We start from the raw sequence: 13,647 nt of genomic DNA on the forward strand, positions 1-13,647 counted from the left end.
TGCTTGATGGCTCGACTACTCGCTGTCGCGGCCCGGCGGGCGCAGGACCTGACCCACCGTCGTCTCCTCGTGCCGCCCGAGGCGGCTGTGCGAGCGGCTGTAGAGGAAGTAGACGACGACGCCGACGGCCATCCAGGCGCCGAAGCGGACCCAGGTCTCGGCGGGCAGGTTGAGCATCAGCCACAGCGAGGCACCGACGGACAGGATCGGCAGGACGGGCACCCACGGAGTGCGGAAGGAGCGGTGCAGGTCGGGCCGGGTCCTGCGGAGGACGACCACGCCGACCGCGACGATCACGAAGGCGAACAGGGTGCCGATGTTCACCAGCTCCGCGAGTTCGCTCAGCGGGGTGAAGCCGGCCAGGACCGCGATGATCACGCCGAGCAGGATGGTCGGCCGGTGCGGGGTCTTGAAGCGCGGGTGCACGCGGGAGAAGAAGCGCGGGAGCAGTCCGTCGCGGCTCATCGCGAAGAACACCCGGGTCTGGCCGAGCAGCAGGATCATACAGACCGTGGTCAGGCCGACGGCGGCGCCGAAGCTGATGAAGCCCGCGTACCAGGGGTGGCCGGTGGCCTTGAACGCGTCGGCGAGCGGGGCGTCCACGGAGAGTTCGCTGTAGTGCTGCATGCCGGTGACGACGATCGACACGGCCACGTAGAGCGTGGTGCAGATGAGCAGCGAGCCGAGGATGCCGCGCGGCATGTCCCGCTGCGGGTTCTTGGTCTCCTCCGCCGCCGTGGCCACGACGTCGAAGCCGATGAAGGCGAAGAAGACGACGGAGGCGGCGGTGAAGATGCCCATCACGCCGAAGTTGCCCGGGGCCCAGCCGAACATCAGCTGGATCAGCGGGGAGTCCAGGCTGGCGCCCGCCTCCACCTCCTGGGACTTCGGGATGAACGGGTCGTAGTTGTCGCCCTTGATGAAGAAGGCGCCCGCGACGATCACGACGAGGACGACGGTCACCTTGATGGCGACGACGAGGGAAGTGATGCGCGCGGAGAGCTTCATGCCGAGGACGAGGATGGCGGTGAGCAACAGGACCAGGGCGGCGGCGAGGATGTCGAAGCCGAAGCCGTCGGCGGCGTCCCTGCTGCTGAGCGCCTCGGGCAGATGCCAGCCCGCGTTGTCCAGCAGCGAGGCGACGTACCCCGACCAGCCGACGGCGACCACCGCCGTGCCGAGCGCGAACTCCAGGACGAGGTCCCAGCCGATGATCCAGGCGGGCAGTTCGCCGAGGGAGGCGTACGAGAAGGTGTACGCCGATCCCGCCACCGGGAGCGTGGAGGCGAACTCGGCGTAGCAGAGGGCGGCGAGGGCGCAGACGACGCCCGCCACCACGAAGGCCAGGGCGACGGAGGGGCCCGCGTTGTTCTTGGCGACTGTGCCGGTGAGGACGAAGATGCCGGTGCCGATGATGACACCGACGCCGAAGACCGTCAGATCCAGAGCGGACAGGGATTTCTTGAGCGCGTGCTCTGGCTCCTCGGTGTCGAGGATGGACTGCTCGACCTTCTTCGTCCGGAAGAGGGTGCTGCTCACGGCGTACCTCCCACGCTTGTCGTCCTCGACATGATCGAGAGGGGGCGCAGTGCTTATGCCCCGACGCGGGTGGATTCACGCAAATGGGCCGGTTTCACCACCGTGAAGGGTGGTGAAACCGGCCCATCCGGAGACATCGGCTGTTGCCTCAGTCGCGCGCGGGCTCCACGGAGTCCACGGCCGTCGCGGCGCGTTCGAAGCGGCCGTCCAACTTCGCGACCAGACCGGTCACCTGGCGGGCGATGTCCGGGGCCGTGAGGCCGATCTCCGCCATGACCTCCTTGCGGGAGGCGTGGTCGAGGAAGCGCGGCGGGATGCCGAAGTCGCGCAGCGGCACGTCCACGCCCGCGTCCCGCAGGGCCTGGGCGACGGCCGAACCGACGCCGCCGGCACGGGAGTTGTCCTCGACGGTCACCACGACGCGGTGCTGCTCGGCGAGCGGAGCCATCGCCTCGTCGACCGGCTTGACCCAGCGGGGGTCGACGACGGTCGTGGAGATGCCCTGCTTGTCGAGCAGGGCGGCGATCTCCAGGCACATCGGGGCGAGGGCGCCGACGGAGACGAGCAGGACGTCCGGCCGGCCGGTGTGGGCCTTGCGCAGCACGTCCATGCCGCCGACCGTGCCGACGGCCTTGACCGCGGGGCCGACGGCGCCCTTGGAGTAGCGCACGACGGTCGGGGCGTCGTCGACCTCGACGGCCTCGCGCAGCTGAGCGCGGACCTGGTCGGCGTCGCGCGGCGCGGCGATCCGCAGGGTGGGCACGCACTGCAGGATCGACATGTCCCACATGCCGTTGTGCGAGGCGCCGTCCGAGCCGGTGACCCCGGCCCGGTCCAGGACGAAGGTGACGCCGCACTTGTGCAGGGCCACGTCCATCAGGAGCTGGTCGAAGGCGCGGTTGAGGAAGGTCGCGTACACGGCGAAGACGGGGTGCAGGCCGCCGGTGGCGAGGCCCGCGGCGCTCACCGCGGCGTGCTGCTCGGCGATGCCGACGTCGTAGACCCGGTCGGGGAACTCCTCGGCGAACTTCTTCAGGCCGACCGGCTGGAGCATCGCGGCGGTGATCGCGACGATGTCCTCGCGCTCGCGGCCGAGCTTGACCATTTCCTCGCCGAAGACCGACGTCCAGTCCATGCCGCCGGCGGCGATGGGCAGGCCGGTGTCGGGGTGGATCGGGCCGATGCCGTGGAAGTGGTCGGCCTCGTCCTCCTCGGCGGGCTGGTAGCCGCGGCCCTTCTCGGTGAGGCAGTGCACGATGACCGGGCCGCGGAAGCGCTTGGCGCGCTGCAGGGCGGACTCCAGGGCCTCCATGTCGTGGCCGTCGATCGGGCCGACGTACTTCAGGCCGAGGTCCTCGAACATGCCCTGCGGGGCGATGAAGTCCTTCAGGCCCTTCTTGGCGCCGTGCAGCGTCTCGTACAGCGGCTTGCCGACGACCGGTGTGCGCCCCAGGAGGTCCTTGCCGCGGGCCAGGAAGCGCTCGTATCCGTCGGTGGTGCGCAGGGTCGCGAGGTGGTTGGCGAGGCCGCCGATCGTGGGGGCGTACGACCGCTCGTTGTCGTTGACGACGATGACGAGCGGGCGGTCCTTGGCGGCCGCGATGTTGTTCAGGGCCTCCCAGGCCATGCCGCCGGTGAGCGCTCCGTCACCGATGACGGCGACGACGTGGTCGTCCTTGCCGCGCACCTCGTTGGCCTTGGCGAGGCCGTCCGCCCAGCCGAGGACCGTGGAGGCGTGGCTGTTCTCGATCACGTCGTGGTCGGACTCGGCGCGCGCGGGGTAGCCCGACAGGCCGCCCTTGCCGCGCAGCTTGGAGAAGTCCTGGCGGCCGGTGAGCAGCTTGTGCACGTAGGCCTGGTGGCCGGTGTCCCAGAGGACCTTGTCCTTCGGGGAGTCGAAGACGCGGTGCAGGGCGATGGTCAGCTCGACGACGCCGAGGTTGGGGCCGAGGTGGCCGCCGGTCTTGGAGACTGCGTCGACGAGGAAGCCGCGGATCTCGTTCGCCAGCTCGGTGAGCTGTTCCGGGCCGAGCGGGTCCAGATCGCGCGGTCCCGTGATGCGGGTCAGCAGCGGCACCCGTGCCTCCTTGCAGTAGAGCGTGTAGCGCTGTTCGAGCATTGCCGGGCCAGTCGAGTCTAATGTTCCGCCGCTGACGGCGGCGTCCGGGCCGGGAGTCGTACGTCACGCGATCGGCTGTAAATCGACTGGTACGACCGGGCGGGGCCCGGGGCGCCGGGGGTCGCACGGGAACGGATGTTCCCATCTGGTGGCAAGGCTGTGCCCGGTACCGGAAGGACCGGTACCGGGCACGGGGCCGCGGGATCAGGCGCGGCCTGCGGACTTCTGGGTCCGGCGGGAGACCGAGTCGATCACGACGGCGGCGAGCAGCACCGCGCCGGTGATCATGTACTGGATCTCGCTGGGCATGCCCTGCAGGTTCAGGCCCTGCTGGATCGACTGGATCACCAGCATGCCGAGCATCGCGGACCAGATCTTGCCGCGGCCGCCGAAGAGGCTGGTGCCGCCGATCACGGCCGCCGCGATCACGATCATCAGGGTGTTGCCGCTGCCGAGGCTCTTGGTCGCGCCGCCGGACAGGCTCGCGATGAAGAGCCCGCCGAAGGCGGCGAGCATGCCGGAGATCGCGAACACGGTGATCCGGATCCGGTCCACGTTGATGCCCGCGCGCCGCGCGGCCTCCGCGTTGCCGCCGACCGCGAAGACCTGGCGGCCGAAGGTGGTGCGGCGGGCCACGAAGTCGGCGATGACGAGCACGGCCAGGAAGAGCACCAGGGCCAGCGGCAGGCCGCGGGCGCCCTCGGGCTCGTTCAGGAAGTACGCCACGACGAAGGCGAGGACCGCCAGGACGCCGGTGCGCAGCAGGATCTCACTGAGCGGCCGCGAGGGCAGCCCCGCGCCCTTGCGGCGCCGGGAGTCCAGGAGCTGGGAGCCCGCGTAGGCGAGCACGGCGACCAGGGCGAGGCCGTACGCGGCGGCCTTGTCGGCGAAGAAGTGGGTGGTGAGGTCCTCCACGACCGAGCCGGTGGGCGTGTTGATGCTGCCCTCGTCGCCCATCAGCCAGATCTGCAGACCGCTCCAGCCGAGGAAGCCCGCCAGGGTGACCACGAAGGCCGGTACGCCGATCTTGGCGAAGAAGAAGCCGTGCAGGGCGCCGATCACCAGTCCCGCGGCGACCGCCACGAACACCGACAGCCAGTCGCCCCACCCGTGGGTGACGCTCAGGACCGCCCAGATGGCGGCGCCCGTACCGGCGACGGAGCCGACGGACAGGTCGATCTCGCCGAGCAACAGCACGAAGACGATGCCGACGGACATGATGCCGACGCCGGAGGTGAACACCGCGATGTTGGCGAGGCTGCTCGCGGACAGGAACTTGTCGTTCTGCAGCTGGAAGACCAGCGCGATGACGATCAGGCCGACGACGACGGGCAGCGAGCCGAGCTCACCGCCGCGCACCTTGCGGACGAACTCCGTCCAGTAGCCGGCGAAGCCCTGCTCGCGCACGAGGAGGCGGGGGTCGACGACCGCGCCGGGGGTCGCGGACGGCTCGGCGTCCACGGTGCCGCCCGTGGCCGCCTGGGCCTGGGTGTCGGGGGTCTTGGCGAGGTCGCTCACTTCGCGTCCTCCTTCGGTGCCGTGGCCGTGCGCGCCCTGCGGCGGGTCACGGCGTTGTCCGTGGCGCCCGTGATGGCGGCGATGACTTCTTCGGGGGTGGTCTCGGCGACCGTGAAGACGCCGTTGTTGCGGCCCAGGCGGAGCACCGCGACCCGGTCGGCGACGGCCTGCACGTCGGCCATGTTGTGGCTGATGAGGATCACGCCGTGGCCGCGCTCGCGCAGCCGCTCCACGAGGTCGAGGACCTGCGCGGTCTGCTCGACGCCGAGGGCGGCGGTGGGCTCGTCGAGGATGACGACCTTGGGGTCGCCGACCAGCGCGCGGGCGATGGCGACGACCTGCCGCTGGCCGCCGGAGAGGGCGGCGACGGGGATGCGGACGCTCGGGATGCGGATGGACAGGGTGTCCAGGAGCTCCCGGGCGCGCTTCTCCATCCTGATCTCGTCCAGGACGGTGGCGCTCTTCAGCTCGCTGCCGAGGAACAGATTGGCGACGACGTCGAGGTTGTCGCAGAGCGCGAGGTCCTGGTAGACGGTGGCGACGCCGAGGTCCTGGGCGTCGTGCGGGCGGCCGATGCGGACCGTACGGCCCTCCCACTCGATGGCGCCCTCATCGATGGGGTGGACCCCGGAAATGGTCTTGACGAGCGTGGACTTGCCGGCGCCGTTGTCGCCGACCAGGGCGACCACCTCACCGGTGTGGATCTCGAGGTCTACGTCCGTGAGCGCCTGGACGGCGCCGAACCGCTTGGAGACCCCGCGCAACGCCAGCACGGGCGTAGCGGACACGTGAATCATCTCCTTCGCCGCCTGACCGGCGGGGATGGTGCTGTGCTGCCACGGGCAGTGCCGGGGCAGCACAAGGAACAAGGTGCCCGGTGCCCGCCCTCCGGCTGCGGGGCGGGATGAAGCGGGCGGGCACCGGACCGCTGGGGAAGGTGTCTCGCGGCCCGTGGGCCGCGTCAACACCCGTGACCTGACCGGGAGTTACTTGATCCCGGCCTCGTCGCAGGCCTTCTTGAACTGCTTCGTGCAGATCTCGCCGGCCTTGTACACCTTGTCCTTGACGATGGTGTCGGCCACCTCGTCCTTGGTGATCGCCTGCGCGTCGTAGAGCTTGGCGGGGATGTCCTTGAAGTCGCCGCTCAGCGAGTTGACCTTGCGGTCCGTGAGGTCGTCGATCTTCTTTTCCTTGAGCAGCCGCACCGCGATCTCGGCGGTGGTCTCGGCCTCCGGCTTGATCTGCTTGTAGATCGTGAAGGCCTGGTCACCGCTCAACAGGCGCTGCACACCGGCCAGTTCGGCGTCCTGACCGCCCACCGGAACGTCGATGCCGCGCTGCTTGAGGGCGGTGATGATGCCGCCGGCCATGCCGTCGTTGGCGGAGTAGACGCCGTCGATGCCGTCCTTGCCGAGCTTGTCGATGGCGGTGGCCATCTTCTTGTTGGCCTCGTCCGGGGACCAGTCCGGGATGTCCTGCTCGTAGGCGATCTTCTTCACGTTCTTGTCGAGCACCGAGTGGGCGCCCTTCTTGAAGAACGGGGCGTTCGGGTCGGTCGGCGAGCCGTTGATCATGACGACGTTGGCGTTCTTGGCGTCCGAGCCGAGCGCCTTGACCAGGGCGCCGCCCTGGAGCCGACCGATCTTCTCGTTGTCGTAGCTCACGTACGCGGCCAGCGGGCCCTCGGCGAGGCGGTCGTACGCCACGACCTGGACGCCCTGCTTGTCGGCGCGCTCGACCCAGCCCTTGGTGGACTTGTAGTCCACCGCGTCCAGGATGATCACCTTGACGCCCTGCGTGATCAGGGCGTCGAACTGCTTCTTCTGGGTCTCGATGTCCTGCGCGGCGTTGTTGTACTTGACCTCGCAGTCGCTGCACAGCGACTTGATCTTCGCCTCCATGATGGGGCGGTCGAAGGTCTCGTAACGCGTGGTCTTGTTCTCCGGCAGCAGCAGACCGATGGTCTTGCCGTCGCCGCCACTGCCCTTGTCGTCGCCGTCACCGGCCTCACCGCATGCGGCCAAGGCCAGCGCGAGGGAAACGGTGACGGTGCCTATGCCGACGCGGCGCGTCATTCTGTTCATTTGGGGGTGCCTCCCTGACGTGGCCGCGTCGTTGCGGCCGAGGTGGCTCGAAGTCAACTCGGCCACCCGACACGCGTCAAGGAGTAAATCCTTAACGAGATGACAACGGTGCCATGCGTTATCTAAGTGAAGGCAGGTGCCGCGGCCGTCAGGCTCCCGTCCAAAAGGGTTGAATCCCCCATCTCGCTGAGCGCGAGGGCGAGCGCCCCGAGGACCTCCGCGCGCGAGCCAAGTGCCCCGGGAAGTACGGACAGTTGGCGCGCGGCGCTGGGGATGGCGTACCGCCCCACCGACTCCCGGATGGGCGCGAGGACCAGCTCCCCGGCCTCCGCCAGGGCGCCCCCCAGGACGACCCTGCTCGGGTTCAGCAGGTTGCACAGGTTCGCGACACCGCTGCCGATGTGCCGACCCACGTCGGCGATCACCCGGCGGCAGCCGGGGTCCCCCTCGCGGGCCAGGGCCACCACGCGCTCCATGGTCAGATCGCTGCCGTGGCTGGACTGGAGCAGGGGCAGGACGTACCGGGCGGCGGCGAAGGTCTCCAGGCAGCCGCGGTTGCCGCAGCGGCAGACGGGGCCGGACTCGTCCAGGGTGATGTGCCCGATTTCTCCGGCGGTGCCGCCGGGCCCCCGGTAGATCCGGCCGCTGATCACCAGGCCGGCGCCGACACCGCTCGCGACCTTGATGTACGCGAGGTCCTTGACGCCCCGGCCGCTCCCCCAGACCAGCTCGCCGAGCGCGCCCAGGTTGGCGTCGTTGTCGACGTGCACGGGCACCCCGAGCCGTTCCTTGAGCTCCTCGGCGGGCCTGGTGCCCGCCCAGCCGGGCAGGATCGCGGTGGAGCCGAGGGTGCCGGACTCCACGTCGATGGGGCCGGGCACGCCGAGGCCGACGCCCGCGACCTTGGAGCGGTCCACGCCGGTCGCCTCGATCAGCTTGCCGACGAGCCGCTCGGCCCGGTCGAAGCCCTGCGCGGCGGAGGCGTCCACGTCCAGCGGCTCGGACTCCTCGGCGAGCACCTTGTGGGCGAGGTTGCCGAGCGCGACGCGCAGGTGGGTGTGGCCGAAGTCGATGCCGATGACCATGCCGGCGTCGCCGCTCAGGGAGACGCTGCGGGCCCGGCGGCCGCCCGCCGACGTGGGCGTGACCTCGACGGTGCCGCCGTCCTTCAGCTCGCGGACGATGTTGGACACCGTCGCGGCGGACAGGCCCGTCGTCCTGGCGATCTCCGCCTGCGTGAGCGATCCCGCCAGCCGCACCGCGCGCACGACCCGCTCGAGATTTGCTCGGTGCAGTGACGACTGCGACCCCGGAGTCTCCATCGACTCATCCACTCCCGCCTATGGCGGACGGCACCTTCGCCGCCCGTACAAGTTGTGAACTCCAAGCTCCGCTGAAGGTGTTACCGCAGTCAAGTCCTTGACGAAAATCCAGTCGGCCACTCCAGGCACACGAAACGCCCCGCGTACGGGGCGCTCCGCCTGCATGATCGCGTTCGACTACTTGATCGTGGCCGCCGTCACTTGACCGACCGTGGCCGCCGTTACTTGATCGTGGCCGCCGTGAGGCCCGACTGCACCTGACGCTGGAAGGAGAGGTACACCACAAGGACCGGGATCATGGAGATGGTCATGCCCGCGTACAGGGCGGGCAGGTCGGTCTCGTAGTTGCCCTGGTTCATCAGGCTGACCAGGCCCTGGGCGAGCATCGAGCGGTCCTCGTCGCCGCCGCTCTGCTTCTGCATCAGGGTCAGCGGCAGGATGTACTGGTTCCACTGCCCGAGGACGTTGAAGATCCCGACGCTGATCAGCCCGGGTTTCGCCATCGGCACCATGATCTGGAAGAACACCCGGGTGTGCGAGGCGCCGTCGATCACCGCCGCCTCGTGCACGGCCGTGGGCAGGGTGCGGAAGAACGAGTGCAGATAGAACACGGTGAACGGCAGCGAGTACGCGACGTACACCAGGATCAGTCCTTGGTACGTGTTGAGCATGCCGAGCCGGTCGACCATGAAGTACAGCGGCACGAGCGCCAGGAACACCGGGAACATCGAGCCGGCCACGAAGAAGTAGTACACGAACCGGTTGCCGACGAAGTCGTAGCGGGCCAGCACGTAGGCCGCCATGGCGCCGAGCAGCATGGTGAGCGGCACCGAGACGACCATCACGATCAGGGTGTTGAGCAGGTAGTCGCCGACGCCCTTCTCCCAGCCGCGCTGGAAGGCGTCGAGGGTCCACTCGGTGGGCCAGGTCCAGGCGCTGGACTTGATCTGGGAGTCGGTCTTGAAGTTGCCGAGCAGGATCCAGATCAGCGGCAGGACGATCATGACCGCCCACAGCACCAGGAAGCCGTGCGAGAAGGCGTTGAGGGTCCTGCCCTCCATGCCGTCCTTGCCGGGGCCGCGCCCGCCGCCGCGCTGGCGCGGCACCTTGACCTTGGTGACCGGCGGTTGAGTCGCGGGAGCCGTCATCGCTCGCGCCTCCCTCAGTACTCGATGCGGTCACGGCGGCTGAGCCGCAGCGTGACGATGGACACGATCAGGGTGAGCAGCAGCATCACCACACCCATGGCGCAGGCGTATCCGCTCTTGCTGTACGTCTGGAAGTTGCGCATCAGGTACGTCGAGATGACCTCGCTGCTGTGGTCGGGGCCACCGCCGAAGTCCTGCGACGTGAGCGTGGAGATGAGCAGGAACGCGTCCATGGAGAGAATCGCGAGGAACACCCAGGCCGTCTGGATGGTCTCCCAGAGCAGCGGCAGCGTGACCCGGAAGAAGGTCTGGACCCGCCCGGCGCCGTCGAGCAGCGCCGCCTCGTAGATGTCCTTGGGGATGGACTGCATGGCAGCCGAGAACAGCACCATGTAGAAGCCCGCGCCGGCCCAGACCATCACGAAGATGATGCACCACAGCACCAGGTCGGGGTCGTTGAGCCACTCGGTGGGGCTGCTCTTGTCGCCGAGGCCGACCGCCTGGAGAGAGCCGTTGATGAGGCCCGAGTCGTCGCCGCGGTAGACCGCCTTGAAGAGGATGGCGAGGATGGCGATGGAAAGGACCTGCGGGAAGAAGAAGATGATGCGGTAGAAGCCGGAGCCCTTGACGCCCGACACTCCGCCGGCTCCGCCACGGCCGCCCACATTCACCATGAAGGCGAAGAACAGCGAGAGCAGAATCGTCAGGGTCGGCACCAGAACGAGCAGCAGGGCATTGTGCTGCAGCGCCTTGACGAAGACGTCGTCCTTCGCCAGTTCCGTGTAGTTGTCGAAGCCGACGAAATTGAAGTTCTGGGAGGCGCCGCTCCAGTCGGTGAAGGAGTAGCTGATGGTCTGGATGTAGGGCCAGATCACCAGCAATACATAGAGCCCGACGGGAAGAATGAGAAATCCCGCGATGAACGGGTACTTTTTCCGATGCATGACATCCTGCTCCTGGCCTTGCCCTGGCCGTCCCGGTGCGGCGCCGCACCGCCGGCCGGGGCGCGGGCGGCGCCCGGCCCGGCCGTGCCGCCCGGCCCCGGCCGGCGGTTGACGACGACTACGTCCGCGACGACTACTTCCGCTTCGTGTCCGGGTTCTTCGCGGCTTCCTTGTCGACGGCTGCCTGGCAGCGCTCGAGCCACTTCTTGGGCGTGATGCGCTTGGCCATCAGCTCACCGGTGGCGTTCTGGATCGCGACGTCCAGCTCGCCGTACCACTCCGAGTAGCGGAAGTTGAAGCGCTCCTTCACCGGGCAGGCGTCGACCGCGGCGAGCGCCGTCTTGATGCCGGGGCGCAGCTGCACGCTCTCGTCGACGTACTCCGGGCCGAGCACGGACAGCGAACTGGCCTCCTTGGCAAAGGCGGTGGCGCCTTCCTTGGACAGCATGCGGCGCAGGAACTCGAGGCCGCCCTGCACGTTCTTCGCCTTGGACGGCACGATGAAGGGCTCGTCGGCGCCGGTGCGCAGGGCGTGCAGCTTCATCTTGGAGCCGGGCAGCAGCGGCAGCGGCAGGAACGTCATCTCGAAGTCGGCGGGCGTCTGCTTGGCCTGCTCGTTCTCCAGCCAGGAGCCGGAGGGGATGAAGACCGCCTTGTACTCGTTCCACTTGGTCTGGGCCTCGGTGTGCTCCAGGGAGTTGGTGCCCGGCATCAGCAGGCCCTTCTCCACGATCTCGTACACCGCCTCGATGGCCCGCTCGGCGGCCGGGTTGCCGACGAAGGCCTTCTTGTCGAGGTTGTCGATCGCCTTCACGGCGTCCATGCCGCCGGTCTTGGCGATCAGGTCCATGATCACGATGTTCATGTAGTACGGGTACTTGCCCTGGTGGGCGAGGCCGCCGATGCCCTTGGACTTGGCGTCCTTCATGATGTCCAGGAGCTCGTCCCAGGTCTTCGGCACCTTCCAACCGTGCTTCTTGAACAGCTTGTTGGAGTACCAGAGGCCCCAGGTCGCGTACACATAGAACAGCGCGTGGAACTTGCCGCCGAAGGTGCCCTGCTCGATGGTGCCGGGCAGCATGATCTCGCGGATCTTCTTGCTCGGGTCGTCGATGGACGGGGCGTCGAGCAGCTGGGTGAGGTCGGTGAGATGGCCTTCCTTGTGCAGGGTGTCCAGCTTCATCTTCTTGGAGCCGGAGTCGTCGACGACGTCCGGCGGGTTGCCCTTGTTGAAGCGGGGCTGGAGCTTTCCGGTGACGTCCTGCTCGCCGCTGTGCGAGACCTCGCCGCCGTACTTCTTCTCGAACGACGCCTCCCACACCTTGGCGTAGGCGTCGCCGTAGCCGCCCTTGAAGATGAAGACGTCGAGGTCGTTGTCCTTGGCGACGCCGAAGGGGTTGTCCTTCGTCTTCTTGACCGTCTTGGCCTTGTCGTCGTCACCGCCGCCGCCGGAGGCGCACGCCGACAGGAAGCTCATCGTCGGTACGGAGATGATGCCGAGCGCGGCCGCGCGCTTGATCAGATCGCGGCGGCCGACGCCGCCGGCGGTGGGCCTGCCGGAGGTCCCAGGGGTGGATCCCATGCTCAAGTCCTCGCCTTCTTCCAGGACTCAGGCGGTGAACCGGAACCTCCCCGGCACCGCGGAGTTGTGAAGCTGGGGTCGTGCGATGGTGCGGGATGTGCGGGATGTGTCCGCCGCCGGTGGGACGGCCGCCGCGGCTGGTCGATCCGGGGCAGTGCGGACGCCGACAGGTATAGTCCACTCACAGTCGGCGTAGCAAGATCGAATGCAGGTTTGGGCTGCAGGCTTTTCCGAGTTGAGACCTCCCGGAGACGCGCGCTGAGACGCGCCCGCAGACACGTGTGACGACCACCTGTGTGCAAGAAAAGTCCGTACCAATGCGGAAGCGAATCCGGCTTTCTCCGAACCCGTCGAGGCGACCGAACTCGACGGGGAAACCGGGCGCTTCGTAAAGGCCCGGCGAACGGCTCAGCGGAAGGCGTCCACCATCGCGTCACGGCACTTGGGCGTCCACGCGGTCGGCAGCAGCAGACGGACAGGGACGCCCAGTGGCGGGTCGAAGGGGCGTACCGCGGCCACGGGACCCCGGTACGTCTCGCTCGCGCACAGGTCGACGACGAACCGGTCGCCGTGCACCACGGTCCACGCGGGGGTTCCGGCGCCGATCTCCAGGACGGCGTCGTCCACCGAGGTGACGTCGCGGCCGCGGGTGACGGCCGCCTCCTCGTCGGCGCACCGGGCCAGCACCGTGTCGTGCAGCACCGGGTCGCCGTCCCGCGGGGGCAACCGCAGCCGCAGGTCGGTGAGTTGGCGGACCTGGACGGCCGGTTCCGCGGCGGCGAGGTGCGTACGGGGCAGCACGGCGGAGAGCGGGTCCTCGCCGAGGCGCGCCGCGTGCACACCGGTGCCGGGCGGCGCGGCGCGGACGAGCGCCGCGTGCAGCTCACCCGAGGCGACGGCGGCCAGGTGGTCCCGCGCCGGGCCGTCGACCAGGACCAGTTCCACGTCGGGCGCGAGCTCCCGCAGCGCCGCCATCCCGTGGGCCAGCCGCCGCCCCAGGCCGGGGCTCGTCCCGATGCGGAGCGTGCCGGACCCGCCCCTGGTCAGCTCCTCGGCGACGTCCCGGACCCGGTCGACCGCGGCGAGCGCGGCCCGCGCCTCGGCGAGCAGCCGGGTCCCGTCCACGGTGAGGGCGACCCGGCGCGGCGAACGGATCAGCAGCCGTAGCCCCAACTCCCGCTCCAGGCGGGAGAGTTGCTGGCTCACGGCGGGCTGGGCGACACCGAGCCGGGCGGCGGCGCGGGCGAAGTGCAGTTCCTCGGCCACGGCCACGAAGCAGCGGAGCTGCCGGATCTCCATGGTGCCGTTCCCCTCCCGCTCCCCTCCATCACGATTACTTATTGCTGGGCAGCGTAGTTGCCCATTGTTCCGGGTGATCCCGCGCGTTGGAC

10 protein-coding genes are annotated in these 13,647 nt (G+C 68.9%); all 10 read right to left on the minus strand.

Going from position 1 to position 13,647, the window contains the following annotated elements; genetic code table 11:
• Positions 1-15: 15 nt before the first annotated feature.
• The 10 genes from AC0KTA_RS08320 to AC0KTA_RS08365 all read right to left on the minus strand — a co-directional run bounded on the left by AC0KTA_RS08320 (position 16) and on the right by AC0KTA_RS08365 (position 13,555).
• Positions 16-1,539 (minus strand): amino acid permease, encoded by a 1,524-nt coding sequence (locus AC0KTA_RS08320; RefSeq protein WP_481054474.1) that lies wholly within the window; start codon positions 1,537-1,539, stop codon positions 16-18.
• A 148-nt stretch (positions 1,540-1,687) separates the two neighbouring features.
• Positions 1,688-3,616 (minus strand): 1-deoxy-D-xylulose-5-phosphate synthase, encoded by a 1,929-nt coding sequence (dxs, locus tag AC0KTA_RS08325; RefSeq protein WP_481056354.1) that lies wholly within the window; start codon positions 3,614-3,616, stop codon positions 1,688-1,690.
• Between the two features lie 246 nt (positions 3,617-3,862).
• Entirely contained in the window at positions 3,863-5,176 is a 1,314-nt protein-coding gene (locus AC0KTA_RS08330; RefSeq protein ID WP_481054475.1) for a sugar ABC transporter permease, read from the minus strand.
• Positions 5,173-5,973, minus strand: a complete 801-nt coding sequence (locus AC0KTA_RS08335) for an ATP-binding cassette domain-containing protein (protein ID WP_481054476.1) — start codon at positions 5,971-5,973, stop codon at positions 5,173-5,175. The genes AC0KTA_RS08330 and AC0KTA_RS08335 overlap by 4 nt, the downstream gene beginning before the upstream one ends.
• 189 nt (positions 5,974-6,162) lie before the next feature.
• Entirely contained in the window at positions 6,163-7,260 is a 1,098-nt protein-coding gene (locus AC0KTA_RS08340; protein ID WP_481054477.1) for a substrate-binding domain-containing protein, read from the minus strand.
• A gap of 122 nt (positions 7,261-7,382) precedes the next feature.
• Positions 7,383-8,582 carry an ROK family transcriptional regulator gene (locus AC0KTA_RS08345; RefSeq protein WP_481054478.1) on the minus strand — a complete coding sequence of 400 codons (1,200 nt, stop codon included), beginning with the start codon at positions 8,580-8,582 and terminating at the stop codon, positions 7,383-7,385.
• 221 nt (positions 8,583-8,803) lie between these two features.
• Positions 8,804-9,730: a carbohydrate ABC transporter permease gene (locus tag AC0KTA_RS08350; RefSeq protein ID WP_481054479.1), complete on the minus strand. Its 927-nt coding sequence runs from the start codon at positions 9,728-9,730 to the stop codon at positions 8,804-8,806.
• A 14-nt stretch (positions 9,731-9,744) separates the two neighbouring features.
• Positions 9,745-10,674, minus strand: coding sequence for a carbohydrate ABC transporter permease (locus tag AC0KTA_RS08355; protein WP_481054480.1), 930 nt, complete (start codon positions 10,672-10,674; stop codon positions 9,745-9,747).
• A gap of 133 nt (positions 10,675-10,807) precedes the next feature.
• Positions 10,808-12,256: an N-acetylglucosamine/diacetylchitobiose ABC transporter substrate-binding protein gene (gene ngcE, locus AC0KTA_RS08360; RefSeq protein WP_481054481.1), complete on the minus strand. Its 1,449-nt coding sequence runs from the start codon at positions 12,254-12,256 to the stop codon at positions 10,808-10,810.
• A gap of 408 nt (positions 12,257-12,664) precedes the next feature.
• Entirely contained in the window at positions 12,665-13,555 is an 891-nt protein-coding gene (locus tag AC0KTA_RS08365) for a LysR family transcriptional regulator (RefSeq protein ID WP_481054482.1), read from the minus strand.
• Positions 13,556-13,647 lie beyond the last annotated feature (92 nt).

It is taken from the genome of Streptomyces sp. Y309 (assembly GCF_056712025.1).